Below are 26,187 nucleotides of genomic sequence, written 5' to 3' on the forward strand. Positions count from 1 at the left end.
GCGTTACTCCAGGAAGGCCAAAAGTGCCTCAATGTCGGTGTTGGCCGGGACCACCCAGCTGTCGGCATATGCCGAACCATATGGTAATCCACTCCTGTTGCAGAATTTTGCGAGGAATCGGCTCTTCAAGCCCATGTCCTTCAGGCGATAGAGCACGCCGCCCTTACCCCGCGCGTCCACGAGCGCGAGGCTGCTCCAGGCCGCGAAACCTCCGAACGCTTCTCCGTTGTTGAACTTGGGCTTGATCGACAGGGCCGAAAAGCGGGCCAGTTGCTCAGGCGTCAACTTCCGAAACCGGGGGTCCGACTCCATCGCTTCTTGGGCCGCCATCGCGGCAGCTCGGGCCTCTTGTTGGCGGTACTCCACGGCCTGCCCCTGCAGCGATGCAGCCTGGGACTTAAGTGCAGCGGCCGCCCAAAAACTGAGCTGTGGCTCATTCACATAGCCCTCGCTGGCGATCCACGCGCCGAGTCCGGCATCGAACTCCGCAAGTCGTGCGCGGCCATCATCAGTCGAGAAGGTCCTGTACATCGATGCGACGAACTCTGCGGCTGCCGTCGCCGCGGCGGCAGTCATCGCAGGAAGGGTGACGCGCTGCTTCAGCCAGCCAATCGCCCAAGCCTCAGCCTGATCTCTGGCACCGATCTTCAGGAACTCACTCAGGGCGCCCTTGAAGTTCTCGCCGAAGAATGCCTGCATGATCTCTTCGGACGAGATCGCACCCGGCACGTCTGTTCGACCCAGGCCCTTCCCGTATGCCTCAGCCACCTCACGCTTCAGCGCCAAGTCCGAGGAGTCGGGATACACGAACTGGCGGCCTTGCCGCATTGCCGGCTGGCTGCCACCGTAGTTCGCGATCTCCTCGAACTCACCTGTCTCACGCCGGTAGAGGGCGCGGCCATTGACGTGCAGCGACTTGAGGTTCTGCAGGCACTCATCCTTGGTCATGACCCCAGCCAACCCCTTGTACGGCAGCGGATCGCGCAACTTGCGCATCAACCGCTCTTGGTCTGGCCCGACATGGATCTGTTTCGCGTCGGCCGTGAACATCGCATCGATACCGTAGCTGCCGTCCTTTGGCGCTGCCCACCCAAGGACTGCGCGCGCCAGGTATTCAACGGTCGCGCTCCGCTCAACCGCATTCACGCCAGTGACCCGGACGGTGTCAAAACCATTGATCGCGCCGCTGGATCGGACCTCATAGACCGCGCCAACCACGACCACGACCTTGCCGGGCACGGACACAATGCACTCGCTGGGACGCTCAATCGCCGCGGCGTCGAAGGGGAGCTCACCTTTCTGGGCAACGGACCGGAGTTGGGATTGCAGTTGGCGGACACGTGCTTGGTTTGCCGCCAGCTTCGCATCAAGGTTGGCGGGCACCTTCTCCAAGGCGTTTTTGGCGCGAATGAGGGCGTCCTTACGCCGTGCCAGGATCTTGTCCCGGTCTTCACCCTGCTCTTTGACCTCAGCCTCAGAGAGGCGCTTCTGTGCTCGGTCGACCTCCGCCTGAGCCTCATCGGTGGCGCGCTTCTTGTTGTCGTCGAATCGGTCGATGAAGGTCTGAGCGGCGATCAGCTGCAAGAGGTTCGACTTGGCGTTGAAGCGGCGGCGCTCCAGGTCTTCGGCCGCCTTCTGCTCCTGCCGGGCCTTCATTTCCGCCAAGAATTGCTCTCGGTTGTCGGACAGGAGGGCAGCAGCATCCAGATCGCCGGTCGCATCGGCGTTCTCGGCAGAGTTGTTCGTCCCGTCCTTGGACAGCAGCGAGTTGATCCAGTTGGCCTTGGCCTTCAGCAACTCCAATCGGTACTCATCAAACGAGCCCTTGGCCTGGTAGTAGTACAGGCGGACACCGGCCACGCTGTTGCCCTGACGCACAGCACGGCCGTTGCGCTGCTGGATGCTGGCCGGCGTCCACGGGAGGGTCATGTGGTGGACGGCGGTCGTTCCCTTCTGCAGGTTCACGCCCACCTCGGCCTTCTTGTTGCAGATCGCAATGTCGAAGTCCCCTCGGGTGTAGGCGTCAACGATCTCCTGAAGCTTCTCACCTCCGGCCGTGTCCGCGTTGATGATCGCCACGCGGTTCTTGCCGACAGGCAGGGCCTGCGCCAGGAGGCGGGCAAGCTTTCCGTGCTGGGTCTTCTCCTCGGTGAACACCAGCTGCTTGCCGCCAAGCGCCTCCTCGATCTTCAGGTTCTTGATCAGCTCGCCATACTTCGGCGTGACAGGGTGCGTCACGTAGGAGATACCGAACTTGGCCAGGCGGCTCACAACCGCCTCTTCGTACACGTCCGGGGCAACGTAGGTCAACGAGTCGCCAGCAATGGCGAAATCAACCACCTTCGGCACGCTGACCTCGGTTTCCTCAAAGAACAGGTCCGGGTCCGTCTGCTTGCGCGTCAACGACGCCGGCAACGCATCGATCATCGCCCGCACCTTGGACTCATCCGAGGCCTGGAACACGAACGTCATGGTGCGGTGGTACAGATCGATGTCGGTCGTGACCCGATCCATGTCTCGCAGCACCGCGAACATGGGCCGGGCTTCGCCACTGGAGACGGCCTTGGGGTCCCTGGCTCTGCGCGCCTCGGCTCGCAGCACCACATACAGGCCCCGTTGCTCCTCGGTCATTTCTGCCTGGGACTTGACCTCCTGGGCGTCCGGCATTTTCAGGACCGACCCGTCGGGGTCAACATCGCTGGCGCTCATCATGTTCGCGTAGCGGTTGAAGAGCCCTCGAAGGATGTTGAGGTTCCGGAAGCCCACCAGGCCATCCATGGCCTCCACAGAGCCATCGACCTTGGTCTTCTGGACGGTCTGGATGTTGCCGAAGAACCGGACGAAGTCCGCCGGGGTCCGGATGCCCAGTTTGTCAAGTTCCGCTGGCGGGACAACGTGCATCAGCATGTTGAAGATCTCGGTGGGGCTGTTGGCCACCGGAGTTGCGGTCAGCAGCACCGCGCCGGCACCGTCCTGCTTTCCGCGGAGCCATGAGAGCTTGAGCGCCAGGTCCTGCGCGCGCTGGCTCTCTGCCGGCGTCGGCAGGAAGGCAACCCGGTCCAGGCCATCGCCATTCAGCGCAAAGCTCGCGCGGAAGTTGTGCCCCTCGTCAACGATGACCCGGTCAAACCCCATGTCCTCGAAGAACGGGAGTTCCTTGCGCTTTCCGCCCTTCTGGTCGGCAAACTGCTGCTCCAGGCCGGCCTGCTGCTGGGTCTGTGCATAGCTCTTGCCGCCGCGCTCGGTCGCACCTTCTGCGTCCTTGGCGAGCTTCTTGGCAACGGAGCGACTGACCATGATCCGCTCAACCCATTCGGATGCGAACTGGTCAACAGTCTCCGGGCGAACGGGGATGTCCTTGAACTTCTCATAGGTCATCACCACCATGCCCTTGGCCATCGCGGGGATGCTGTGCATCTTGGCGAAAACGTCCTGTGCGCTGTCCTCGATCAGCACATCCTGGACCTCGGGCTGCCCGGTGTACTTGTTGATCTTCTGCTTACCGTTCTCGTCCAGCACAGCCTCGGTCGCGATCTGGCCGCCCTTGCCTCGCTTGGGGCTGAAACCCACGAACAGCACATCGTCGTGGCTGTCCAAGAAGGACTTGCTCTCGTTGTACCAGTTCTGCAGGACCGACTTCGGGACCGCAAAGCAGTGCTTGTTGCTCAGGCCCATTTCCCGCTCATAGACGCTGTAGGCCATGGCGGTGGTGGTTTTGCCCAGGCCGACATCAAAGCCCAGGATGCCACCGCCCTCGGCGGATAGCCGGCGCACACCCTGATTCTGGTAGGTGTGCGGCACGATTCGGCCAGACACCCCGCGCAGGCCCAGAGGGGCATCGTCATAGACTCCGGCGACCACCCGATGGAAGATGGCGTCGTACTGCTGGGCAAGGTCAGCGGAGTCGGCATGGCTCTGCATGAAGAACTGGAACTGCTCTTCCAGGCCGATCACGCGCTCCTGGTACTGCTGCTTGCGTTCCTCCTTGGGCGAGCCATTGCGGTCTCGCAGGTCATGGCCGATGCTCTTGCCGTTGAGGTAGTAGGCGAACTGCTTCGCGAATTCGTCGCTGCGCCCTGCCCCTCCAATCCAGGTCCCGTCCAGATCAATGGCTCCGCCGGCCATTTCGGCTGCTTCGGCCTCATCCTCATCGCTGGCCGCCGCTCCGGCGACAAAGCGCAGGAACGGATAGCCGTTCTGAGCGAGGAACTCCAGCTTGTACTTCGCAGGGATCCACTTGTCCCGCAGCCCAAAGAGGATCTCCTCGGGGGCGGTGCGCTTGGCTTTCCCCATGAGCTGCTCAACCAGGGACGCCATGTGCACGCGCAGCCGGTCGTCTGCCTCTTCCGCCATGGCCAGACGCAGTGCGCCCGCCTTGGCGTACACGTCGCCGCGCAGGTAAGAGGAAAGCGGCTGGACGAAGCCTGACTCGGACAGAGCGATGCCATCCACGTCCGCCATGTCGCCCAGGCTGTTGAGCGTCCGCGGACCGGTGTAGAGCTCACGCACGTCGGCCAGCTCGATCATGTCGCCGCCCCGCTGGCGGGCGAGGTGCATGACGATGGAGAGGATGTTTTCGCCGTCGTAGCCCTTGGCGACGGCGGAATCGCCGGTCACGTGCGGGGCGACGGTCCCCTTGCTGTCCACAGCGCCCAGGTACACCCCGAAGGTTTGGGCCTTGGGGCCGTCCAGCAGCATGCCCTTGATCGTGCTCGGGTGACCAAAGCGCTTGATCTCGGCCTGCAGAAGGTCCACCACGCGACCCACATCCACCGCCGGCTCGCCGCCTGAGTTGAGGGCGGACTGCTGAACCAGCGAGCCCAGCAAGGCACCGCGATAGGCCACATCACGGAATTTGTCCTGCGGCTGGGAAACAGCGAACTCCACCGCAGCCGCATGGGTGGAGTTGAAGAGATGCGGATACCGCTTCCACGCCGCGAAAGCGTGGTCCGCGGTCAGTTCGAGCATGCCCTCGGTGGTGAGGGTCAAACGCTCCAGCTCTGCCAGGGAGGCAACACCGAACTTGGTCACGTCCAGCGCAGTGCTCTCGTCGTCGGGTGCCGGGTCGAAGTGAACCCAGTGCCCGCCGCGCATCTCCATCTGTTGGCCGTTGATGACCAAGCGGTCGCCCTCGGCGTACACCCGCACCGGCTCGGGCGTTTCGTCCAGCAAGGCCCAGTTGATCCGGGAATCGAATTGAGCGGCCAGCCTCGCCTTCATCGCCTCGTCGCCGTAACCCTCGGGGGCCGTGACCTGCTCTCGACTGAAGCGCTTGCCTGCCTCCTTGGGGACATAGGCACCGTGAATGAAGGGCTTGCCCTCTCCCTGCCAGTAGCGGCCCTGCAGCCACTCGGGCCACAGCACGCCGGCCTCATCCAGGGTTTGCTTCGGCAACTTGGCCAGCTTCTCCGACACGCCGGCCGGGTGCTTGCGAAGGACGATGATGTCCACCACCGTGTCGGTCCCTTGGCGCGCAAAGGTCTTGCTGGGCAGCTTGTGCCCCCCGAGGAACTCCGCATGCATGGACAGATCGGCGCGCCAGCGCTGCCAAGCCCCATCGGTCGCGCCGATCACCTGCGTCGGCACGATCAGGGTGATCAGGCCGCCAGGGCGAACCTTGTCGACCACGCGACGGACGAAGTACCGCTCCAGTTTCTTCTCGCCGCGGTAGGCCGGGTCATGCGCGATCTCCTTGCCACGGGTGCCGAACGGCACATTGCCCACCACCGCATCAAAGCTGTTGTCCGGTGCGGTGGTGGCCAGGGTCTCGAAACTGCTGTTCAAGACGCGGTCGGAGGTGTGCAGCAGCTGGGCGACACCGGCCGACGTAGCATCGATCTCGGTGGCCGTCATCACGACGCCCTGGGGCTTCGTCGCGGAGAAGACCCCCGGGCCGCAGGCCGGATCCAGCACGTTTCCGTTGCCAAAGCCGTTGGCCTGGAGAAGCCCCCAGGTCGCCTCGGCAACCGGCGTGGGCGTGTAGTACTCGCTCTGGCTGTTGTCGGTCAGGCCGCCGCGGCCGGAATACTGGGCCAGCAGCTCGCGCTGGGCTTGGGTGAGGTCGGCGGCGGTCTTCCCGGCTGCCCGGATCTCCTCCAGCAGTCCGCGCACCTCGGCATTGATGCGCTCACGCGTCTTGACGCCTGACGCCTGCAGCCCCCACGGCACGGGATCAGTTTTCTCCGGTCCGGGGCTGCCACCCTCGCCGCCGGTCGGCTGGGGCTGGGGCTGGGGCTGGGGCTGGGGCTGGGGCTGGGGCTGGGGATCGACCGTGCGCACTTCCCCGAGAAGCTCAAGCCGGATCTCAGCCAAACGCTTGACCAGCTTGATGCGCGACAGAGGGGACGGCGAGGCCTGCAGGCCCTGGCGGATGGTGGCCAACTCCCGGTTGATCGCGATTCGGCGCAGAACCGGGATAGCTCGTGGCCTGGCATCATCCAAAGCCGCCTCAATGGCTGCGATTTGCTCGGCGACTTCGCCGTGGGGTTGTTGGTGCATTTCTGGGGGTCTTTCGGATAGCCATGAGGCAGGACCACGTGGCCCTGCCAGATGCAACTCCACCGCCAGAACTGGGCGGCGGGACACGGGCCATGGTCCGTCCCCAATCCACCCTACCTCCCCGCTCGTTACCGGCCCTGCGTCAGGCTGTCGCTGCCAGCAGTGCCTTCTCGTTGGCATCCAGCGCGGCCAATGCCGCCGCCTCCACCTCGGCATCGCCCGGGTAAGTGGTCAGGGCCGACTCAATCTCATCCATGAGGGACGGGTCCATCATCTTGGGATGGGTCCCCGCTGCGATCTTGGCCAGAGACGCCAGGACTTCAGCCCGAGAGGCGTCCGAAGCGCCACCCTTGTCGCCTCGCTCCGGCTTCTCCTCCTCGATCTCAACAGCAGCCATCAGAGCCCGCGCCGCCCGCAGCTTCGCCATGGCACCGACCGCCTCGACAACAGCCGCCCGAAGCGCCTGCAGCTGCTCGGGCATCACGGAATCCAGTGCTCGCCGCGCCACCCGCACACCAGCGCGTTTGGCATGGAACTTCGCCATGGTCGCGTGGTAGGCCTTGGCTTTGGGCGTGTCCGCCTCACTGGCAGCCGCCATGTGCGCGTGATAGGCCGTCCTGTGAGACTTCTTCTGCGCCTGGGCGTCGTGCCCCTTGGTCTCGGCATGTTTGGCGCGTTGGCTGGCTCGCACGGCCGAACCGCTGGTGCTCGCCGCCTTGCGGTACTGGTTCCCACGGAAGGGGTGGCCAGGGAAGTCGCCATCAAAGGCCGCGTCTTCCGGCGGGATGGCCGACCATTCATCATCTGGGTCAAACAAGTCGCTCGGATCCAGGTCGTCGACGTTGAAAAGCTCGTCGCCGTCCAGTAGACTTTCTGCAGTTCTTTGGGTCGCGTAGAGAATTTCCACTTGCGCGGAATCAAGTGCTTCAGTGTTCATCGTCTTGAGGCTTCCAGAGAACTTCCCTTGCACGTCCACGTAGGACGTGACCACCCAGGTTTTTGAATCGCCGAACCAGTCCAGCGAGATGACGGCGATCTCCGGGAGAACGCCCTCCCGGATCAGAAACACCTTCCTTGCCCCTGGCTTTTTCACAAGCTTCCCAAACCTGATCAGGTCGGGCAGCTTCGGGATCATTTCAGGGTGCTTGGCTTCGATGTGTGCCAGGCCTGAGTTCTTGTCCCCATAGATCAGATCAATGACCCCCAGGTCTGTGCGCTCCCACACGGCCCGAGCCTCGCCTGTGTGCTCGCGCAACAGCTTCTCGATGGCGCCTTCGGGGTTGTTCCGGAACTCCGTCAACACCGGGCCAAGGTCTGGCCTTTGGGCGCTGTCAAATATCGAGTTGCACCTGGCGCTCATTGCACAACCTCCATGTGTTGTGCCTTTTCCAGGTCAGCCCAGTGCATGACGGCCTCAGAGGCGAGCGCGTCAACACCGCCAACCAACAGTCCGGCAGCGTTCAGAGCGTTCACGGCCACTTCGATCCGGTCCAGTTGCTGCGGCCAAGGCTGGTCGTCGAACTTGCCGGCGACGACATCGCGCAGGGTTGCCACTTCTGCCGGGTCGGCCTCGTCGGCGGGGACGCCAGCCGCAAGGAACTTGGCAAAATTGAACGCCGTTACCGGGAAGTCGGCCGATGTGAAGAAGCGGCCATCCTCGGTTGCAAGTCGGGTGCCGTCTTGGTTGACCCGGTAGCCTTCCTTGAGCACAAGGTCGCGCATGTGCTCGTAGATGGGCTGGAACTTGCCTCGCACACTGATTGGTTTCTCCAAGGTCTTCAGAGCACGAGCCGCATTTGCGGGCGTCATCCCACGGACAAACTCCAGCATCCCAGCATCGGAACGGACCTTTGCGATGCGCTCGTCCTCCAGTCGGGCCGCGTCAACCCGTGCCGCCTCTTCAGCTTCAATGGCCTTGCGGCGGTCGACCTCCAGCAGCATTTCATCTGCGCGCAGGATTGCATCCTCCCGCGTGCTAGCAAGGGCATCTCCGCCGATCTGGCGCTCGCCGCGTTGCTCGCGCTCTGCGTTTTCCGGGCTCTGCACCCGCCACTTGCGCTCGATAGAACCGTCTGACGAGCGCACGTTTGTTGGGGCCACCTTTAGCCCTTTGTATTCGAACGGGGACCAGGCCTCTTCCGCCTTGCTGGCCGCGCGCTCCTCGGCGGCGACCCGGGCCACCTCGATCTGAGAATTCAGCCGCGCCAACTCCGCCTGCTTCGTCGCCAGCGTGTCCTTCAGGCCCTGGATGTTCTCCAGCCGCGCGGCCCGGTTGACGTTGGCCTTGGCGAACGCCGCGCTGTTCTTCTGGGCCAGGGCCATGATGCGGCGCGCCACCTCGCGCACCTGCAGATCCTTGCCCGACTCAGGCGCCACCGCCAGGGTGATGTCCTTCTTGTTGAGCATCCACTTCCACGACACCAGCTCGTCCAGCGGGCTGATCTTCGTCGGGGTGGAGTCGGGGTTGTGGAACCAGACGGTCACGGTCTGGCCGTCAGACAGCTCGAACAACACCGCGACGTGCAGGCCACCGTAGCGGCGCAGCGGGGGACTGATCTGGACCGCAGCAGGCTTGACCCCACCAGCCCCGGCCACCTGCATCATTCGCATCAGGCCGTCGGCCTTGCCCTTGAGCATGCCTGCCTCGGTGACGAGGGCGTCAAGCGCCACCGCCTCCCACCCGGCCACCAGGTCGTCCATGGACACGGAATCGAGGAGCAGCCGATTCGCGCCGTCGTGGCGAGCGAGCGCGTAGTGCAGAGAGGCGAGCGTGGCGCCGGCGGCCGGCACCCCGTTGGCATGCCAAAGCTGGCGGGGGACGGTTTGGTCAATCGATTCCATGTTGGTCAGGTCCTCCGGCTCAGGAGCCGGCAGCAGGTCAAGAGAGATCGGGCGCGACTTGTCAGCCCACTTGATCCACCAGCGCAGCTGGTCGTGGGTCACGGCCACTGCCTGGCCGAATCGGCTCCATCCGTACTCGTAGCAGGACAGGTAGGTTCGAACGGCTTGCTCTTGGCTGGGAAAGCCCAGCAAAACCTTGTGTTCATCAAAACGCCCATCTGCGGTGGTCTGGTTGATCACCCAGGCCTGCCGGGACTCCGGCCATGGGCCCAAGAACACATCAATCCCGTCACCATCGGCGCCCTTGGTGCCCTCCAAGTAGCCGTAGTGGGCAGCCATGGTGTTGCACCAGGCCTTGCCGTCTTCACCAACGCCGCAGCGTTGAGAGCCGTAAGGGTTCTCGATGCAGATCGGGAAGCCAGCCACCGTGACCCGGCCAACCTTGTAGTTCCCCGCCCTGGCCTGCGCGGGAGTCGGACTCTTCAGGGGGTTGTGTGGGCTGTTGGCCGCCTCGCTTGCCCCCGCGTGCAGGCGCGCAAACGCATCACCACCGCCTGTCCGGCGAAGCTGGAGCGCACGAAGCCGGGCATTGATGTCTGGGGACGCCATGCCGACATGGTCCCCGCCAGGATGGGGGATGCATCGATCCAGTTACCGGGGCACCATCGCCACCATGCATGCACCCTCAGTGCTCCTAGTGGCCGTTGCGCTCTGGCTCGCCCCATCCGCTGTGCTGGCAAAGATCGAACGCTCACGCGCCGCCGTTGCCACTTTCCGTGCGTCGTCAGCCTGCCCCGCTACCGGACTCCACACTGGGCGCTGCCCAGGGTGGGAGGTGGATCATGTTGTCCCGCTCTGTGCCGGCGGGCCAGACACGCCAGAAAACATGCAATGGCTCTATGTGGACGATCACCGATTCAAGACCAAGATTGACGTACGGACTTGTCGCCTCGCAAAGCGTCAGCCTTCCTGATCGTCATGCAGCGCCCCATTGAACTTGGCACCTTTGTCTGTAGCCCGGAGAGACCGCTCCCAAAACGCACACCCGGCTTCAGGTTGCGCCTTGACCGGAGAGCCTTTCGGGTCGTTGCACCGCCCAGATGGGCCGCCCCAAGCCAATCCACCCCAGTGCTGGCACTCCCAGCAGGGGCGACGGTCAGACTGCATCAAGAAGCTCTGTGTCATGGGAACGGGCCGTGAAAGAAGAAGGGCCCCAGTCGCCCGGGGCCCTTTGCAGGTTACAGCTGTTGGCCTCCCTCTAGGTCAAATCCGGGGCCGCTGAACGTCATTTGGCCAGGGTGGCTGCGCCAATGGCTCCGGACATGTTCCCATCGGCGTCGAATGCGCGAGTAACGGTCGTACTCACGCACATGAACCGATTTCAGCTGGACTCGGATTCGGTGGAATGCGTCAGAACTGCGCAACCCCCTACGGTTGGCCAATTTCGGCTTGGCTACGCCTGACTCCGGCTGTTCGCCGTTTGTCAATCGATGCATCGCATCTCCATGCAGTGCGTTAAGTCACCAGGTGCCCCGCAGCACACTCCATGGCAATATCGCTTTGCGTAAACGCTTCGCCAGAAGCATACCCCTCTGGTAACGGTCGGGCGGAAAGGGACCGGTGTGGTAGCTGGTCCCTATTCCTTTTGGGGAGTCACCACTGTATCTAGTGGCGACAATCGGTTCAAGCACTAGCTGTAGTGCCCAACCGCCCAAATTGGCAATTAAAAGGCTCATTGCGTGAGCCGGGCTGTTGGTCAATAATCAGCCGTCTTTAGAGTGGCGTCATCACGTCAGTTGCTCGCAATGAACGCTGATGGCGGTCTGGCCGGCTGAATCTCAGGAGTCGCCGATGTGCCAGGAGAGTACAGGCGCTTGAAGTTCTCCACATCGCGCCGCTCCACTGACACGGTGTTCTCGCCGATGATCCATCGCACCATGCCCTCCAACCCGGGCAGCGTGAACCGGACCTCCGACCTCTTCGGCTCGGGGATGTTCCAGTAGGCATAGCTCACCACCAGCACCTCTGGATACTTCAGGGCCACCAGCTCCACCAGGGCGGCATCGTGAGCGGCTCGGGTACGGTCATCGGCTTCATCCTTTGCCATGCAGGCCCTGCAGCAGTAGACCTGCCGGCCGCGCTCGAAGAAGCCAAAGTCCTCTGGGGCCGCATCGTTGCCTTCGTCGTCCGAGCGGTACTCGTGGTACTCGTTGATGCTCACGCGGTGGCCGCAGTGCCCGCACTCGAACCACCAGCCGGCGTCGTAGAGGGCGCGCTTCGGCACCGGGCCGGGCGCGTAGGCGTCGAACTCCGGCGCGCGGCGGCAGGACTCGATGCCGTCCCAGTCGGTGCCCAGCTCGCCGGCGCCGGCCTGGCGCGCCGGAGCGCCGCTGACAGCGAACGCCACGCAGGCGTGACCCTCGCCTGACTCGCTGACCATGTAGGCCTTCAGGTTGTCGCTCACGATTCGCCTCCCCAGCTTTCCCGCACCCACGGCCTAACGGAATGGGCGCCGGTGGCGTCCCACATCCTCCAGCGCTGCCTTCCACTACCACCAATGCGCATCGACACTTTCCCGCCTACTTTCCCAGTGATGAGGAAGCGAGACCCGCACGGAGATACCCACCAGTCTCCAACTCGGAAGTGCGTTGCCTCGGGTGGCGGCTGATTGGCTTGCGGGGGGGAAGCGATTGGGCCAAAAGCACAGACACTCATGCTGCACCGCCCTTTGCTTCAAAGTCGCCCGGATGGACGCCATCCAGCACCAGGGCCAGGATCTGGCGAGCGGTGTGCTTGGACATCTTGCCGTGCAGCATCATGTTCACCAGCAGGGCCTCGCGCTGGCTGTCTGTCAGGGGGATGCGCTCGGACCGGGCCGGCTGCTGGTTGGCCTCCGCCAGCAGCGCGCGGGCTGCGGCGAACACGTAGCCCTTCAAGTCCGACTGACCCGGCTTGATCGTGAAGCCGTTGGCCAGGAAGACCCGGCGGATGTCGTCGTCGCTGACTGCGGTTGCGGCCTGGGCCGGCTGCGGGGCGGCGGCGAGCATGGCGGCCCACATGAGCAGAAGATCGTCGCCAACGACATCCATCCACTCAGCATGCGTGGAGTGATCCATGTCCGCGTTTTTGGCGGCGCGCATCATTGCCCGAGTTGGTTTTATTGGCACCAACTTCCAGCTTTGCGGCACCGCCACCGGCTCGGCTTGGGCCTGGGCCTGGGCGGCCAGGGCGTTGACTGCCGCGTTGTACCGCTTCAGACCCGGATGGCAGCGCAGCACATCGGGCAGGTCGTTCCAAGCTGAGGAAAGCGCACCGCGCAGCGTCTTGGGGTCAGCCATTGGCGGCCTCCTGGTTCCCGACTGGTTCGTAGGTGAAGCCAACAGCGTTCAGCTCCTGCTCGGTCGGTGGATCTGTGCAGTTGGAGCAAGGCGGAGAAGTGCAGCAGGAGCAGCCACCACGGCTCTCCAGCAGCTCACGCCAGGCGGACTCGGAGTGGTCGCCCAGCCAATCGCCATCGGGCAGCGAAATCAGCTCAGCCATGCTGCCCCCCGCTTTCCTGGCCGGTGGCCTTCGCCCGGTCATAGGTCATCACGCCCCAGCGCAGCGCAAAGCAGCACCACTCAAAGCGGTTGGTCCACCTGTGAAAGTTGTGCTCCCAGAAGTCTTCCAGTTGGAAGACTGGTCCAGTCTTGAGCCCGAATGTGTTGTCGTATCGGTGGCCGACATACACGTTGTGCCGGAAGTCGTGAGCCCGCTGCATGCAGGCGTGCTCTCCGGTGTCGAGGAAGTCGTCCAGCAAGCTCTCCGCGACATCGTCCCAGAAAGCGCGGCGCTGCTCCTTCGTGTAGTGACGATGACCGACATGCCCGCGCATCACGTTGCGGATCTTTTCGATGCGCCATTCCTTGATGACCTGCAGGTAGCGCTCGTGGTCGAATTCCTTCGCGCCTTCGCCACGGTCAGCGCCCTGCAGCTTCTCGTGCCAGTAGCTGCGGTCGATCCATCGGAACGGGTCTTCTGCGGCGCGCTCGCTCGGTCGGAAGAACTCCAGCATGTCGTGCAACCGCTGGAAGACGAACGTGCCCATGTCACCGCTGTAGGCCAGGAAGCCGGGCCACGTCACGATGTCGAAGTGCATGCAGACGGTGCCGGGACGCTTGAAACGCAGGTGCCGGTAGACGCCATCCTCGTGCAGGATCTGCAGCCGGTGGTCGGCCACGTCCTTGAGGAACTGCTCTTTGGTTAGGGTCACAGCGCCACCTCCTGGCCGGTGGCCTTGGATGATTGTTTGGCCAGCGTCTTGCGCAGCGACCGGCGCTGCTGACTGTTCAGATGCGGCGCCATGGCGATCTGCGCGGCAATGCGGTCTCGCTCGGCCTGACGCGCTTGCTCTTGTGCTTCCTCGACAGTCGGTTTCCCAACGGCCGCCAGGATCGCGCTGAGTGATGCGGATTTAAGCCGGCTCATGCTGCACCCCCGGTAGCTGCCGCGATGGCTCCATCAATCTGCGCCAGCACCGCGTCGTACTCTTCCAGCGCAGCCTCGCCGTCTTCGTCCACCCGGTTGGTAACCGGGTCCATGTGGGCGTCTGCAAGTGACGTGCGATCGGTCATGATGCAGGCGCGCGCTTCTTTGAGCGCCTCCAGCAGTTCATGCGCCGCATCGCGCACCGGGTCGGCCGCCTTGGGATTGGCGCGGGCGGCCAGCATGGCGTCTGCCCAAGCGTACGGCCACTGCGTGAAGCGCTCTTTCAAAAGCAAGCGTTCCCAAACAGCGTTCTTGCGCTTGTACTCATCTCGGGCCTGCACGTATGCGATTACGCGAAGCTCTTTGAGGTCACCCAAACCCAACCACTCCTCGTATCCATCGAGTTCGCGGCGTTCCTCCTTTGTTATGTCTTTGAGTGCAAATGGGAACTGCGGGCGCTCCATCGGCATAACCGGCTGAAACCACGTCTGCGGCTCTGACGGGGCGTGTGCCGCGAAGTAGTCGCGCAGGCTCATGCCGGTGTAGGCCGCCGGGTCGCTGAAGTGGTGCACTCCAGCTTCCGGAGCTGGAAAGGCCGGGTCGCTGTTGTCGTGTGCGTCGCTCATGCCACCACCTCCGCCCGCTGCTCTGCAACTTGCTTCACCCGCTGATCGCGCAGCGCTGCTGCCTCGGCAAGCTTCTCCTGGAATCGGCCCTTCCAAGTGCTCTCCGTCCCCACGTAGATGGCCCGGGTGGGCAGCCCCTTGGTGATGACGTGCAGGTAGACGCTGGGCGTGCGCTTGCCGCGCCGGCCCTGGTGGACCAGGAAAACGCCGGGAACGCCCAGCGGGTCTTTCTTGGTGCGGCGCTCCACCTGAGCGAATCCCGTCATGGGTTCGCTGCTCAAAGGGATGGCCTGGATTCGAGCGGCCACCGCTGCTGCGTGAGCCGCGGCTACTGAACCGTGGCCTCCGTCCCCGAAAAACCGGGTCTTTTCCCCGGGGACCCGGACTTGCCATCCGCCCCGGACCCGCACCACGTACCGCGGGCAGTCGAATTTCTGCCCTTCAACATTCTGGGTTCGCATATCCACTCCATGCGCTTGGGTTGCGCTGAGTATTCGGATTTCCCCGCCAACGGCTCCGCCAGTACCCCAGACTTTTGGGGCGAGAGGCTGTCAGGCGGGAGTTGGTGTCAGCAGGCGAGACAGTTGAGTCGCAGCGCCGCGCGAGCAAGGTGCTCGTTGGCCACTCGAGTCAAAGCCACAACATCCTGCAGGGGAACCTTGCCCGCATGGATGAGGCCTGACAGGTCATCAATGTCCAAGACGGACTTGCCAGCTGGTATCGGCTCAAGGCTGAAGTTGCCAGCACTCCCCATCGTCGCGACGAACCTGTCTCCAGGGCGGATGGCGGAAAGCTGCGGCGCCGGGCCCGAAGGCATGCGTCTCGCGATCTGTCGGGCAAGCCAGGAGAGGGCTTCGCCAAACATCCTGGCAGGGATGTCCTCCATCCGAGGCACACCAAAGTGATGCGCCAGGAGCACAGTCTCCATCCTCATGAACGACTTTCCCTCACCTTCCGCCAGATGGCGGAAGGCGTCAGTCAGCGTCGTGTTGATCTCTTCAATCTGTGCGCTGGTCAGCTTGCCGGCGCCCGACTGAGGCGCCTGCAGGGCTAACGGAACCTGCTTTTGATCCCCTCGGCCAAGCTGGGCGGCCTGGGGCGCACGATTCGCCACATTGAACTCGTTCCATGCTTCTTGCAGTCGCGCGGCGCAGGCTGAGATGAACTTGGACAGCCGACTGCGAGTAGCCGAGGAAACCTTCCAACTGCCAACAGACGTAAGCCAATCGTCCAGGGTCGCAACGGGGATGCACCAACTCTGCTGCACCCCGCTCGTGTCAGTCCAGACCGGAAGCTCCTTGGCCTTGTAGCGCAGAAGATCTGACTTCAAGCGAACGATCTGATTTGCCGCACTCATGCCAACGGCAACGCACACGCTACGAACCTGAACGTAGGGGACGCCATCAACCCCGACGAGATACAGTTTGCTGCCTTCGAACTGGACGGTCACGTCGCCCATGCGTTCAGCATGCGGCGGGGTCGACCTCAGTCCACCAGGAGGCACCAACTCCGTGAAGGCCTCGCATGCCTTCTTGATGGCCCCAACAGTCTCAACAGGCACATCACCCGACGCGATGCGTTCCGGGACGGCTTCATAAGTGACCTTCGCCGGGCCATCCTCAGTGGAGGCCAAGAAGACCCGCAGGACCTTCAGATGGAAGGCTGCACTGATCCAGGCGGCGTAGGCGATGACCAGCTCGCGGCAGGCGTAGGTGCCGTTGTTCTGGCCGTCGTTGATAGTGCGCAGGGGGGTGCGCGAATTCGCGCAGGCCCCCAGCTCGGCAATTAGCGCCTGGGTTTCCTGTCGGCGCAGGAACTGCTGAGGCCGGTCCTTCGGGAGGTTGCCAGCGGCGGCGTGCAGGTCGTTCAGGGAGAACAGCCCGTCGAGCTGACGAACTGAGGCATCGCCCAAGATGAGGGTGGAGACGGATTGCGACATGGAACGCTCCTGTTGCGAGACTTCAAGAGCCTTGCAGTCGGAAGCGTTTTCAGTCGCAACCAGTCGCAAGGCGGCCGGGAGGCTGAAAACCGAGCAACAGTCGGCGGACGGTTTTCCCCTTGCGGGTGTTGTATGGCCGTCGCCCTCCCGGCCAAAAATGAATCTGGCGCGGACGCAAAAAATCCACGTCGTTACGGTCGTGGCCCCGGTTGCTGGAGTTTTCAGTCTCCGGGGCGCAGTATATGGCGAGTTCAGCGGGGCCGCAAGTCGTCCCGGTCGTATTCCTCGGCACGCTGCGCCTCCAACTCGCGCATCTTGGCGTAGCACTGCTGCAAGCCATCCTCGCCCCACACGGAGCGAACAGCTTCCTTCCAGAGCAGGTGCCCCTCGATCTTGCGTGCCACCAAGTCGGCAGCTTTCATGTTGGCCCGAAGCTCCCCGATCATTTCGGTGGCCTCGCCTTGGAGCTTGGTCAGCTCGGCGCGATGATCTTCCTGGCTGAGTGGCAAGGACTGGCGAAGCATTTGAAGCTCGGCTTGCTTGCGCCCAATCTTCGCCAGCAGATTGCGAGCCTCCCTCAACGTTCGTTGCAGTTGCTCGTCCACCTGTTTCACGGTTCCCATTCGCTTCTCCCTTGGCTTGTTGAAGCCGAGAATTTTGAATGGAATCCGCTGCGGGGATCACCGCGTCGCCAAACGTAGAGGCGGCAGCCCGAAGCGGAGTTGGCAGACCGGTGCATCCACGGGGAAACCGGCAGGGCTTCGCAGCCCTCTCCACCCGGGCCGCCATAGAAACAGGCGTGCTCAGGCACGAAAAAGGCCGCTATCCCTGCGGGAGGGGCGGCCTTGCGCCGCGAATGCTACTCGGGCTGCCAAGCCCGGCTCCCGTTTTTTTCGGGAACGGCGGTAGCGTAGCCCCTCAACGACGGAACTGCAAGCCACGTGGATTTACTTGGCATCCTCGGGCACGTCCTCTCGAATCCATCTCCCGGAGAAGACTGCTGAGGCACCGCAGTAGGAATTTGGCTTGCCCGACAGAATGGCCCCCGCCCTGGTGAACGTGGCCTGGAACACTTCGCCCTTGACAGGCTTCAGGTCCGAGTCGACGACCTGCATGACTACGGCGGTTTCGCTGGCTGACTGGATTCTGCCGCCGGTGAGCTCAACTGCCCGGAACTCGCACATGTGGCGCGTTCTCTGGTTCCCGGAGCGAAGCGAGATGGCAATCGGCACAACAGGAGTACCGACCGCCTCTTCATTGAGGACCACAAGGTCGCCCACGTGTCCTCGCTCAGCGTACTTGAAGAGCGTGAGATCTTGTGCGGCAACGCCTTGCAAACAGACCGAAAGCGAAGCAAGGATTGCCGAGGAGGTGATGCGGTTCATACCAGTGCCGGTTGATTGTTCGTTACCGATTATCGACGGCAGCGGACACGCTCGGGATGTAGGTCAGATCGCCCTGGGCGGCCAGGATGACCTTGGGCACATAGGGCGGGAGCATCAAGGTGTTGCTGAAGTCCTGCACGGCGAACGTGAAGACGACCCCGCCGCCCGGCATCACCATGATCAGGTCCCCTTTGCTCAGCTCGAAGTAGCCGGGGGATCCTGGGGCCGCCAGGGGCTCAATCCTCGCCTCCTGCAGTGCGGGGGCATCGGGGCCTTGGCCGTTGTCCAGCATGGACGAGCCGGAGTAGCCGCCCAGCAGTAGGCACTTGGCATGGATCTGGTCCTCGGGCAGGACTGGATCCCAGTCAACATCCGCCTCGTCCTCGTCGGACAGAACCGGGACCCCGCCCAGCAGGGGCAACCCGCCGATTGTCTCGCCTGGCGCGTCGGTGTGGGCTGTGCGGGATACCGACTTGCGGTAGACCTGACAGTCCATCGCTGCGGGGTGGTTGAGGGTGATCATCCGAGCGCTCAGCTGCAGGCTGGCGGCGACTGGGGAAAGGCTCATGGTGTTCAGGCCTTCTGTGCGGAGAGGAGGTCCAGCAGGCGCTTGGCGTCCTGTTTTGAGACGGTCCCCAGCAGAGACTTCAGCTTTTCGGCGGCGCTCGAAAGCTGGGCGTCACGCGCTTGCATTTCAGCCCGCTTCTGAGCGAGCTTGGCCGCGCGGTCCAACGCCCGCTTCTGCCCTGCCGGGGTTCTGGCGGCTGCTGCCTTGCGGTCGGCGGCTTCCTGCGTGCTTTCTACACGCGACTTGACGAGCCCGCGCTTGGCCTCGGCCTCCTGGCGCCGGGCGGCCTCCTTCGCCTCTTTGGCGGTCACGCGAATGGGGGCCTCCACCTCCACCTGGGTGCGAGCTCGCTCCAGCATTTCGGAGACCCGGCCGCGAACGGCTGGATCATGGGTCATGGCCCGCATCACGCGCAGGAGGTGCTTGCAGCACACGCCTTGAAGCTGCGGGTTCCGCTGGTCAGGGTAGCCCTCTTCGGGCCGGCCATGGACGAACCCGCCGATGGTCGCGATGTAGCGGAACCAGTACCGGAAGCGCCCGCAATCGCACTCAAAGCGTATTTGTCGCTTGAGCAGGTCCGTTGCGAGGGTCTTCGTATCGGCGCCGCGCTTGCCCGGGGCCGCCACGTAGGCAGCCCAATCCCGCTCATGGAATCGAACGTGCACGTAGTGGCGCGCCACGTCTGAATCGGGGCCGGAGTTGGTCACGAACTGGAGAGTCCCGGCCTTCGGGCCGGCTGGCCAGGCTTGAACGACAGTGGCGATCCGGATTTCCTCGTTTGCCCGCTCTCGGTCCTCTGGTCGCGACAGGTTGATGGCCTGCTGCGCCGTGATCCCGCCTTTGAGGCGGGCGCCCAGCTTGCGCGAGAACTCCCGAAAGGTCCTGATGTCGTCGTGGGTGATGGGGCGTGACTTGCCGCCGAGCGTGGTCAGCAGGAAGCGCTCAGCGTCGTACTCCCCGCCCACGTCGGTGTTGGCGAGGATCTTGGACTTCGTGCCGGCGGTGTAGCGATCCGCCCTCTCCGCTTTGCTGGCGCGCTCTACGGCGGCCTGGTGTCCGCGCACGCCGAAGAGTTTGGAGAGGTTCAGCGTCTTGCTCTTGGGTGTGGTGGCCATCATGCGCCCGTGCTGAGAGGGTTGTCCTCCGTGCCGTCTCGCTGCCAGGAGGTGGTGACGAGCCCCGTGTGCACCTTGATCCGCTGGAGTTGGGCAGGCGTCGGCAGGATGAGCCGGCGTGGCGAGAGGGGCTGCTCAGGCGAGTCCAGTCCTGCCGCGGCCTGAATGGTCAGCCACTCTCCCACGTCCCCATAGACTTCGTGCGCGATCCTGTGCAGCCCATTCCACTCGTAGCCCGGCGGGACCTCCTTCGCGATGCAATCAGCCCACTCCGGCTGCGTCTGGCTAAATCGCCGGACCAGGGCAAAGAACTGTGCCGCTGCGGTGTACCTGGTCGCCATCAGAACCTCGGCTGCCCGTGCGCGAAGTGCATCCCCGAAAACTCCCCCGTGCCGGCCGACGGCCTGCCCGCAAGAGGAGATGAAGCGCCTCGGGCTCGGAAAGTGGCAGCGACGGCCTGGGCGCTGGCGGCCGTGAGGTCATCGCCAGCCCGCAGCACGTGGGCAAAGGTCATCAGTTGCTCTGCCATCCAGCACAGCGCGAGGATGGCCATGTGGCCGTTGTTGGCGGTCGAGTCCATCCGAATCTTGGGCTTGCCGTCGGTGTCCAGACCATCGAACTGCACCGCATTGCCTGGGTTCCACCGCTGGGCCTTGCTGTCGATGGCAAGCCGGCCCATGGACTCCATCGTGCGCAGTGCGAGTACAGAGGGCCCCACGGTCTCCTGCGCGTACAGCCAATCGAAGTCAGCACAATCCCACCGGTCAGTGACGAACGCCACGTCAGGGCGCGAGCGGTCGAGAAGGATCCCGGTAGCAGGGCCAACCACCCGGAGTGCGCCGGATTCCATGTCCACCGCACCCACCATCGTGACCGGCTCCCGACCAAAGGTCACGAAGGTGGCCTGCATCGCATGAAGCTTGCTCATCACTGGAGCCCCAAAAGGTCGGTCTCGAGCGCAATGGGGAAGTCCCCGAGCATCAGTAGCCCGTCCAACAGGGTTTGGTAGTCGGCACCGTCCAGAGAGAGCATGACCGCTGCAGGCGTGTCCTCCGAGATGGCCATCGGCGCGCCCAACTGCTCCACCACGGACAGGCCTGCGGACGGGTAGCCTGCGCCGCTGTTGTCATCGATGTGCGGCAGCGTGGCCACAAGGTCCAGATCAATGTGAAGGACCGTGGTGCTGAATTGCTCCTGGGCGTCAGCACTGGCGTAGGCGTCGCCGGATCGGACAGAGCACGGCCATGACAGGCCAGCACCTGCGGCCGCCTCGTAACGGAAGGACTGGCCCTGCACGTCGGCAACCCAGGCCAGGAACTGCGCCGCGATGTCGGCTGCCGTCTCCGACTCTGCCGCCACGATCACCACCTGAGCCCGGCGCATGGCCCGAGTCGTGCGCAGTTTGACCCAGCGGCCATCGTCCAGGCGAACGAACTGAGGGCGGGCGACATTGACGCCACCCTCCTCCGCTGGGGCCGGCTGGGTGTCCTTCGCCAAGGCCAAGAACATCACCGGCAAGAATGCGGACGTGGCGCCGCCAGGGCGGTTGGAGTTTTTGCGCCACGCCCCGAGCATGTCCGAGACCGCATCGATCATGCGGTCCGGGACGAATGCAATCGCTGGCTGCCCGTTGTCCCGCGTAGCCCAATGCCTCCCCGCTTCTGTCGTCGGGATGTACCACGACGAGCGGAACTGGAGGATCCACCGAGCGAAGCCGGCCTTCACCGGCAGGAAGGGGCCGTCACCCACGGCGGTGCACCAGCGAAATCGCCCCGGCCAGGCTGGCCGCGGACTGCGTCTCAACGGAGGCGTTCTCCGAGGGAGCCTCTTCGCGCCGGGCGAGAAGCATGCCGGAGAAGTCCGCCGCCTTGTCCGCAAAGGAGGCGCCTGCAGGGGTCATGGACGGCCGCTGGAAACTGTGGGCGGAATCGAGCGCTTGGCGCAGCGCCGCAGCATCAGGCCGACGAGCCAGCAGGCCCAGCAGATAGGACTGCTCCCCGGACATGGTGGCCAGTTCAGCCATCACCCGCTCCAGCTCGCCGCGCGTCTGAGCCAGGGCCGAATCCAGGGCGGCGAGCTCTTCGGCATGCTGCTGCACCACGCCGTCGAAGGCGGATAGGTCCACGCCCGCCCCTTCGCGAGCCGAGTCCAGCGCGTATCCGCGGTTGGTGGTGAAGTTCGGCTCGCTCACATAGTCGAAGCCGTGGAAGTTGGTGGGGTAGTCACAGTCCGTCCGTCCCGCCGCGAGCGAGATGGCGGAGGAAAAGCCACCGACCTTAGACGCCCACATACTGGCGGCGGTGCGCCCCGTCAGGGTGTCCAGAAACTCGGTCTGGTGGAGGATCTCACCCTCGGGCGAAGCCTCCAGGCGCACCGTGACCACCGCAGGCTCAAGCGGGACAACTTTGCCTTGGTCGATCACGGCCTCTTTGGGCTCCATCCCCCAACGCTCCCGCGTCCAGTGCCCGAGGTAGCCGCGCAGATCCCGGTTTCGCACCCGCTCTTGCACGGCGGGGCTGTTGATGATCTGCGCCAGCCGCGCAGTATCAAATGCCCGCGGGAGTCCGCGATGCTTTCGCCCGCGGTCTTTGACGTTGAATTTGATTGGATCGAGTCGCAGCATGATGCGTCCTTTGTCAGTACCACATACAGGCCAGCAGGCCGACACTGCGGGGGGCCGTTTCGTTTTCGCCGGTGCCGCCAATCAGCTTGGCCTGGCCAGAGTTGTTCTCCGGGGCGCCGGTGTACGCTGGGTGCACAGACACGGTGCCGTTGCCCTCGGTCGCAATACCGCCGTCCGGGTCGGTGTCGCCGTTGCCAGTGCCCGCGATGTACGGGTGGCCGTGCAGGCGCAGCTTGTCGCCCACCCATGCGCCGATCCCGCGCCCCGGCTCAACACCAGCGCCCCGGTCGGCAAATCGAGCGAACTCGCCCCCGAAGCGCGGCATGCGAAAAGTGCTCCAGCCATCGCCCGAACTGAACATGGTGTGGCTCCCCCCACCAGCCAGCCACACCGCGTCTGAAACGACCTTGCCGGCCGCCTGGGCGTGGCCCCAGAGTTCCCCGTACTGGCCGTCTCGGGCGAGCAACTGCCCGGCGATCTCGACGGACCCGGCGGGCGCGCTCTCGCCGTAGTGCCCAAATACCTGGCCAACCGGCCGGCACGCCCGCACCGCGGCCGCCACACTGGCGTTGATCATGTCCTGCACCTGCGAGACGCTCAGGTGCGCCGTCTCGCCGGTGTGTTGCCCAATGGCAGTGCTTGCCGCATCTGCCAGCAACTCGGTCATGTCCACATCCACCGTGGTGCCATCGTTCATGGCGAGCGTGAGCACGTTGCTCCATTGGTTGTAGCTCGCCAACCCCTGCAGGTACTTGTCCCCTGGGAGACTCGACAACTGGGAGGCGACGTAGGCCTCCAACTGCTGCTTGGGAACCGCATGCAACGCCGCCGAAGCATTGCCGGGGAGTTGCAGCGCCCCCAGCATCGCCACGCTGCCATCGCGCTTGACCACCTCGGCGTCATCAGCAGCATTGATGTTGGCTCGCGCCCGGGACCTTGCCGTCACGTCCAGCGACTGCATCGCATCGTGGCGCAGGTAAAGCCCATCGTGCCCCGGGGACTCCGCGTGTGCGGCCATGGCGAGGGCCATCGTCCCAGCCTTCTCGGCTGCCACGTTGGCCCGGGCCTGAGCTTGACTCACATCGGAGAGGGACTGGGGGGCATCGTGGCGGACGTACTGCCCGTGCGGGTCCGCGTGCTCTGTGTGGGCATGCATGACCGAGGCGTCATAGCCCGATGAGGGGTCAACCGTGACCGTCACGCTACCCGCCGGAACTTCGCTCAGGTCAAGCGTCCAGGACGATGCAAGGTCCACATCAGCCCCGCCACGATGGGCGCAAACCCAACCCGGGGCCGAGTACACGGCAAACAGCACGCCGCCAGCAGACGGCGCCCCCCCGATGTAGAACCCCACCTCGGTCGCTTGGTACTGCGCCCCAGCGAAGCCGCTGGCAAGGGCCGTCAGAGTGGCAGAACTGCCAGTCGACGCGCCATAGGTGATCTGGCACACCTCCACCGGCTGGACCAAGGAGGTCTGAGACTGGGCGGGCACGTAGCCCGCCGCTTTGCCCAGCACGACGTGCGTAACGGAAATCGACTCACCCGCGGCATAAGCCGCCGATGCGGCAGCCTTGCCAACGGTGGTCAGGATCGGGGTGACAGGGAGCGCCATGACTCGACTGTCATGGCACGAGTAGACACAGACCCCGCCGGATTACCGGGGCAGCGGTCAGTCAAACAACCGCGTGAACGCCAGTTCCTTCAGTTCAATCCAGTCGTCCTGGTGCAACCCAGTGAGCGTGTTGAACTTGATGTTGACGCCGCTCTGGAGGGACAGGCCCTCCAGCCTGAACCACTCACCCGCACCATCTGCCTCGCCGGGACTGGCGCCGGGGGCGCAGGTCACGACGGGGCCCATGACGGCATCTCCCACCGCGTAGGTTTGGCCGCCGTTGTACTCGGCGACCTGGTCCCCATTGACGGACACGGAGCCGGCAGCATAGGGGACATGGACGGAGCCGTCCACATTGCCCCCCAGGCCGCCGACCGTGGTGATGAAGGCCCCGTAGGCAGCCAGCGGGTAAGACGGGTCCACGGGGATGGCGTAGAACACCCGCAGGCCCTTGGCTGCTGGCGCCAGGACGCCATTGATCGCATCGATCAAGGCCTGACGGCTCACGAAGGCTCGGTAGGTCACAGCAACGCTCATAGCGCTTCTCTTTCAATATGAATGATGAGTGCGAAGCATGCGGCCGCCGCTCCTGATAAACCTGCAGCAGTTACCGCCTGGTCAGCTTGAGAGCTTGTACTGCATCCGGCAAGCGAGGCTCATCCCAATTCTGTCCAGCCGGGACACGCCAGCCGGCAGCAGATAAATGCGGTTTTCGTTGGAATATCGCTCGCGTTGCAATCGAACGCACAGCCAACCATCCCGAACATAGGCAAGGACAACGTCACTTCCCGAAATGAATTCGGCCCGCTTGTCGTCAAGCGAAATACGCGGGGACGTGGCCCCTGGGATTGGCAGGAAAACCATTGATGATTCAAGAGGGTCATACCACCAAAGCCATGCACCAGCACGGTCCATGAACGTGACACATGGCCGCATAAGTTGGTCGAAGGCAAGCCCTATGTGCCAGATACCAGGCCTGGAAAACAGCGCAGTCGCCTCGGCAATGTCGTCTTCCGGCGCGCACATTACTGAATCACCGGCCAACCATGCGCGCCACACACGGACCTCATGCCCGGCAGAGGAGTCGGAGATGGCCTGGCCTCCGAGTTCGAAGTCAGTTGTCGGCGTAGGTCTCGGCCAATCGTCTGGAGACCTGAACTGCCCAGCCGCCGAAACAATCGTCACCACTGGATCAACCAGCATAGCGCGACCAGGTGGCAGTGACGGAATAGGTGAGAACGTTGGTCGAAACCTTGTTGAGCGTTGCCGGGAACTCAACCTGGAAAGTTCCGAGGCCTGTGATCGTGTGCACGATGCTTCTGAAGCCGCCTGTGGCGTTGTTCCCCTGGGTGAGGCCCCACGTGACGTTCCAAGTTCGACTGAGCGAATTTGCCACGTATGTTGTGGCCACGTAGGTCCAATTGGCGGAGGACATGGAGAGCACCGTTCCACTCGGAGTCCCGGTAATCGCCCCCAGAGTACCCGAGTAGTTCCACATGTTGGAGGACATACTGATGGCGGCGAGTGAACCGCTCCAGTAAGTCGATTCAGCACAGCGCGCAGCTCGGATCGTCGCACTACCGGCGGCCACTCCGTTGACGGTGACGGGCACCACAACATCCTCTGTCGGCACGTAGACGCGGCGCTGGTAGGTCACATCCAGGCTGTCCTCCGCCGTCTTCGTGATCGTCACCGGGTTCCCGTTCGAGTCCTTGAAAAGCGCATGCGAGAACGGGACCGTTGCCGTGCCGAACCAAACGTCGGTCAGATTCCCGGTGCCGGCTCCTGCTGCAAATCGCCAGGTCTGGGTCGTGTACCCGTAATAGGGCGCCGTGGTCGTGACACCGCTGGTTGAAGAAAACACCGAAGTGGCCGTGGCAGCGACATTGGAATATGCCGAATCGGTAACGGCCGGGGTTGCAGTGCCAGTGCCGATATGGCACTGAGGATGCGGTGAGTTCGTCGCCATGCTGTTCAAGCCGGCGTCTGTGATGACGTTGGGGAACCACTCCAGCTGCTGCTTGATGTTCCCGAATTTGTCGCGAACAGTCGCGCAGATCATGCCCTGAACGCCAAAGCAGACGGGGATATTGATTTCACTCATGACAGTGTGATTCCAGAAATAGACACGCTTGGGTTGATGGATTCAACTTGCATTTCAGCCGAAATCAGAGCATCCCGAAGAACGACGCCGCCAATTGCAAATGAGGCGGAAATTGCCTCAGTCGTGGTGCCGGCATTAATCAGAGCATCCCGAAGAACGACGCCGCCGACAGAGAAGGCGGGCACGACGGATTCCGTCGTGGTGCCAGCGTCCAGCAGCGAAGTTCTAAGAACGATACCCCCCAGAGAGATTGCGGAAGTAATCGCATCCGGCTCGACCGAAGCCGTCCCATCAATCAGTCGAAGCCCACCCACCTCGATCTGCGGGACAACGGAATCGGTGGTGACGTTGGCGGGATAGAGGAGGCTGGTCTGCACCTCACTGCGCAGGACGCCGCAGAGGGGAAGCG

The 26,187-nt window shown here is 63.7% G+C and carries 24 protein-coding genes; 1 reads left to right on the top strand and 23 read right to left on the bottom strand.

Features of this window, described 5'->3' with window-relative positions; genetic code table 11:
• Positions 1-3: 3 nt before the first annotated feature.
• The 3 genes from G3A44_RS00720 to G3A44_RS00730 form a co-directional block, all read right to left on the bottom strand.
• Positions 4-6,498 carry a helicase-like domain-containing protein gene (locus G3A44_RS00720; RefSeq protein WP_163455564.1) on the bottom strand — a complete coding sequence of 2,165 codons (6,495 nt, stop codon included), beginning with the start codon at positions 6,496-6,498 and terminating at the stop codon, positions 4-6.
• Positions 6,499-6,640: 142 nt separating this feature from the next.
• Positions 6,641-7,801 (bottom strand): putative barnase/colicin E5 family endoribonuclease, encoded by a 1,161-nt coding sequence (locus G3A44_RS00725; RefSeq protein ID WP_163455565.1) that lies wholly within the window; start codon positions 7,799-7,801, stop codon positions 6,641-6,643.
• 53 nt (positions 7,802-7,854) lie between these two features.
• Positions 7,855-9,948, bottom strand: a complete 2,094-nt coding sequence (locus G3A44_RS00730; RefSeq protein ID WP_163455566.1) for a pyrophosphatase-like OB fold-containing protein — start codon at positions 9,946-9,948, stop codon at positions 7,855-7,857.
• A gap of 64 nt (positions 9,949-10,012) precedes the next feature.
• Between G3A44_RS00730 and G3A44_RS00735 the strand changes: the two genes are divergently transcribed.
• Positions 10,013-10,312 (top strand): HNH endonuclease signature motif containing protein, encoded by a 300-nt coding sequence (locus tag G3A44_RS00735; protein ID WP_163455567.1) that lies wholly within the window; start codon positions 10,013-10,015, stop codon positions 10,310-10,312.
• An 819-nt stretch (positions 10,313-11,131) separates the two neighbouring features.
• Here G3A44_RS00735 and G3A44_RS00740 read toward each other — a convergent pair.
• From G3A44_RS00740 to G3A44_RS00835, 20 genes are all read right to left on the bottom strand, one after another.
• A complete protein-coding gene (locus tag G3A44_RS00740) occupies positions 11,132-11,803 on the bottom strand; it encodes a hypothetical protein (protein ID WP_163455568.1) in 672 nt (223 codons plus the stop codon).
• 247 nt (positions 11,804-12,050) lie between these two features.
• Complete coding sequence (locus G3A44_RS00745) at positions 12,051-12,677, bottom strand: hypothetical protein (RefSeq protein ID WP_163455569.1); 627 nt, start codon at positions 12,675-12,677, stop codon at positions 12,051-12,053.
• On the bottom strand, positions 12,670-12,879 hold the full coding sequence (locus G3A44_RS00750) for a hypothetical protein (protein ID WP_163455570.1): 210 nt from the start codon (positions 12,877-12,879) through the stop codon (positions 12,670-12,672). Before G3A44_RS00750 ends, G3A44_RS00745 begins: the two co-directional genes overlap by 8 nt.
• Entirely contained in the window at positions 12,872-13,591 is a 720-nt protein-coding gene (locus G3A44_RS00755; RefSeq protein WP_163455571.1) for a hypothetical protein, read from the bottom strand. The genes G3A44_RS00750 and G3A44_RS00755 overlap by 8 nt, the downstream gene beginning before the upstream one ends.
• A complete protein-coding gene (locus G3A44_RS00760; protein WP_163455572.1) occupies positions 13,588-13,806 on the bottom strand; it encodes a hypothetical protein in 219 nt (72 codons plus the stop codon). The genes G3A44_RS00755 and G3A44_RS00760 overlap by 4 nt, the downstream gene beginning before the upstream one ends.
• Positions 13,803-14,432: a hypothetical protein gene (locus G3A44_RS00765; protein WP_163455573.1), complete on the bottom strand. Its 630-nt coding sequence runs from the start codon at positions 14,430-14,432 to the stop codon at positions 13,803-13,805. The genes G3A44_RS00760 and G3A44_RS00765 overlap by 4 nt, the downstream gene beginning before the upstream one ends.
• Positions 14,429-14,698, bottom strand: a complete 270-nt coding sequence (locus G3A44_RS00770) for a hypothetical protein (protein WP_163455574.1) — start codon at positions 14,696-14,698, stop codon at positions 14,429-14,431. Before G3A44_RS00770 ends, G3A44_RS00765 begins: the two co-directional genes overlap by 4 nt.
• 302 nt (positions 14,699-15,000) lie before the next feature.
• Positions 15,001-16,371 carry a phage antirepressor N-terminal domain-containing protein gene (locus tag G3A44_RS00775; RefSeq protein ID WP_163455575.1) on the bottom strand — a complete coding sequence of 457 codons (1,371 nt, stop codon included), beginning with the start codon at positions 16,369-16,371 and terminating at the stop codon, positions 15,001-15,003.
• 251 nt (positions 16,372-16,622) lie between these two features.
• Complete coding sequence (locus G3A44_RS00780; RefSeq protein WP_163455576.1) at positions 16,623-16,994, bottom strand: hypothetical protein; 372 nt, start codon at positions 16,992-16,994, stop codon at positions 16,623-16,625.
• A gap of 324 nt (positions 16,995-17,318) precedes the next feature.
• Positions 17,319-17,756 (bottom strand): hypothetical protein, encoded by a 438-nt coding sequence (locus G3A44_RS00785; RefSeq protein WP_163455577.1) that lies wholly within the window; start codon positions 17,754-17,756, stop codon positions 17,319-17,321.
• Positions 17,757-17,778: 22 nt separating this feature from the next.
• The gene (locus G3A44_RS00790) at positions 17,779-18,324 is read right to left on the bottom strand and encodes a hypothetical protein (RefSeq protein WP_163455578.1); all 546 of its coding nucleotides are present in this window, start codon (positions 18,322-18,324) and stop codon (positions 17,779-17,781) included.
• A 5-nt stretch (positions 18,325-18,329) separates the two neighbouring features.
• Complete coding sequence (locus G3A44_RS00795) at positions 18,330-19,442, bottom strand: hypothetical protein (protein WP_163455579.1); 1,113 nt, start codon at positions 19,440-19,442, stop codon at positions 18,330-18,332.
• A 337-nt stretch (positions 19,443-19,779) separates the two neighbouring features.
• The gene (locus G3A44_RS00800; protein ID WP_163455580.1) at positions 19,780-20,367 is read right to left on the bottom strand and encodes a hypothetical protein; all 588 of its coding nucleotides are present in this window, start codon (positions 20,365-20,367) and stop codon (positions 19,780-19,782) included.
• The gene (locus tag G3A44_RS00805; protein WP_163455581.1) at positions 20,367-21,188 is read right to left on the bottom strand and encodes a hypothetical protein; all 822 of its coding nucleotides are present in this window, start codon (positions 21,186-21,188) and stop codon (positions 20,367-20,369) included. The genes G3A44_RS00800 and G3A44_RS00805 overlap by 1 nt, the downstream gene beginning before the upstream one ends.
• Positions 21,181-22,062 (bottom strand): hypothetical protein, encoded by an 882-nt coding sequence (locus G3A44_RS00810; protein ID WP_163455582.1) that lies wholly within the window; start codon positions 22,060-22,062, stop codon positions 21,181-21,183. The genes G3A44_RS00805 and G3A44_RS00810 overlap by 8 nt, the downstream gene beginning before the upstream one ends.
• 13 nt (positions 22,063-22,075) lie before the next feature.
• Entirely contained in the window at positions 22,076-23,674 is a 1,599-nt protein-coding gene (locus G3A44_RS00815; RefSeq protein WP_163455583.1) for a hypothetical protein, read from the bottom strand.
• 57 nt (positions 23,675-23,731) lie between these two features.
• Positions 23,732-24,211, bottom strand: coding sequence for a hypothetical protein (locus G3A44_RS00820; RefSeq protein WP_163455584.1), 480 nt, complete (start codon positions 24,209-24,211; stop codon positions 23,732-23,734).
• 81 nt (positions 24,212-24,292) lie between these two features.
• Positions 24,293-24,877 carry a hypothetical protein gene (locus tag G3A44_RS00825; RefSeq protein ID WP_163455585.1) on the bottom strand — a complete coding sequence of 195 codons (585 nt, stop codon included), beginning with the start codon at positions 24,875-24,877 and terminating at the stop codon, positions 24,293-24,295.
• Positions 24,867-25,778, bottom strand: coding sequence for a hypothetical protein (locus G3A44_RS00830; protein WP_163455586.1), 912 nt, complete (start codon positions 25,776-25,778; stop codon positions 24,867-24,869). The genes G3A44_RS00825 and G3A44_RS00830 overlap by 11 nt, the downstream gene beginning before the upstream one ends.
• Positions 25,775-26,155, bottom strand: coding sequence for a hypothetical protein (locus G3A44_RS00835; RefSeq protein ID WP_163455587.1), 381 nt, complete (start codon positions 26,153-26,155; stop codon positions 25,775-25,777). The genes G3A44_RS00830 and G3A44_RS00835 overlap by 4 nt, the downstream gene beginning before the upstream one ends.
• Positions 26,156-26,187 lie beyond the last annotated feature (32 nt).

The organism is Ideonella livida, assembly GCF_010499455.1.
Taxonomy (GTDB): domain Bacteria; phylum Pseudomonadota; class Gammaproteobacteria; order Burkholderiales; family Burkholderiaceae_C; genus Ideonella; species Ideonella livida.

What these genes read in the sequence shown, in the direction of transcription:
- G3A44_RS00810 (WP_163455582.1), bottom strand. Translation starts at nt 22,062, where the DNA reads ATGCTGCGACTCGATCCAATCAAATTCAACGTCAAAGACCGCGGGCGA.
- G3A44_RS00775 (WP_163455575.1), bottom strand. Translation starts at nt 16,371, where the DNA reads ATGTCGCAATCCGTCTCCACCCTCATCTTGGGCGATGCCTCAGTTCGT.
- G3A44_RS00765 (WP_163455573.1), bottom strand. Translation starts at nt 14,432, where the DNA reads ATGAGCGACGCACACGACAACAGCGACCCGGCCTTTCCAGCTCCGGAA.
- G3A44_RS00780 (WP_163455576.1), bottom strand. Translation starts at nt 16,994, where the DNA reads ATGGGAACCGTGAAACAGGTGGACGAGCAACTGCAACGAACGTTGAGG.
- G3A44_RS00735 (WP_163455567.1), top strand. Translation starts at nt 10,013, where the DNA reads ATGCATGCACCCTCAGTGCTCCTAGTGGCCGTTGCGCTCTGGCTCGCC.
- G3A44_RS00770 (WP_163455574.1), bottom strand. Translation starts at nt 14,698, where the DNA reads ATGACGGGATTCGCTCAGGTGGAGCGCCGCACCAAGAAAGACCCGCTG.
- G3A44_RS00720 (WP_163455564.1), bottom strand. Translation starts at nt 6,498, where the DNA reads ATGCACCAACAACCCCACGGCGAAGTCGCCGAGCAAATCGCAGCCATT.
- G3A44_RS00800 (WP_163455580.1), bottom strand. Translation starts at nt 20,367, where the DNA reads ATGAGCAAGCTTCATGCGATGCAGGCCACCTTCGTGACCTTTGGTCGG.
- G3A44_RS00730 (WP_163455566.1), bottom strand. Translation starts at nt 9,948, where the DNA reads ATGGCGTCCCCAGACATCAATGCCCGGCTTCGTGCGCTCCAGCTTCGC.
- G3A44_RS00830 (WP_163455586.1), bottom strand. Translation starts at nt 25,778, where the DNA reads ATGAGTGAAATCAATATCCCCGTCTGCTTTGGCGTTCAGGGCATGATC.
- G3A44_RS00825 (WP_163455585.1), bottom strand. Translation starts at nt 24,877, where the DNA reads ATGCTGGTTGATCCAGTGGTGACGATTGTTTCGGCGGCTGGGCAGTTC.
- G3A44_RS00760 (WP_163455572.1), bottom strand. Translation starts at nt 13,806, where the DNA reads ATGAGCCGGCTTAAATCCGCATCACTCAGCGCGATCCTGGCGGCCGTT.
- G3A44_RS00815 (WP_163455583.1), bottom strand. Translation starts at nt 23,674, where the DNA reads ATGGCGCTCCCTGTCACCCCGATCCTGACCACCGTTGGCAAGGCTGCC.
- G3A44_RS00820 (WP_163455584.1), bottom strand. Translation starts at nt 24,211, where the DNA reads ATGAGCGTTGCTGTGACCTACCGAGCCTTCGTGAGCCGTCAGGCCTTG.
- G3A44_RS00790 (WP_163455578.1), bottom strand. Translation starts at nt 18,324, where the DNA reads ATGAGCCTTTCCCCAGTCGCCGCCAGCCTGCAGCTGAGCGCTCGGATG.
- G3A44_RS00785 (WP_163455577.1), bottom strand. Translation starts at nt 17,756, where the DNA reads ATGAACCGCATCACCTCCTCGGCAATCCTTGCTTCGCTTTCGGTCTGT.
- G3A44_RS00745 (WP_163455569.1), bottom strand. Translation starts at nt 12,677, where the DNA reads ATGGCTGACCCCAAGACGCTGCGCGGTGCGCTTTCCTCAGCTTGGAAC.
- G3A44_RS00750 (WP_163455570.1), bottom strand. Translation starts at nt 12,879, where the DNA reads ATGGCTGAGCTGATTTCGCTGCCCGATGGCGATTGGCTGGGCGACCAC.
- G3A44_RS00795 (WP_163455579.1), bottom strand. Translation starts at nt 19,442, where the DNA reads ATGATGGCCACCACACCCAAGAGCAAGACGCTGAACCTCTCCAAACTC.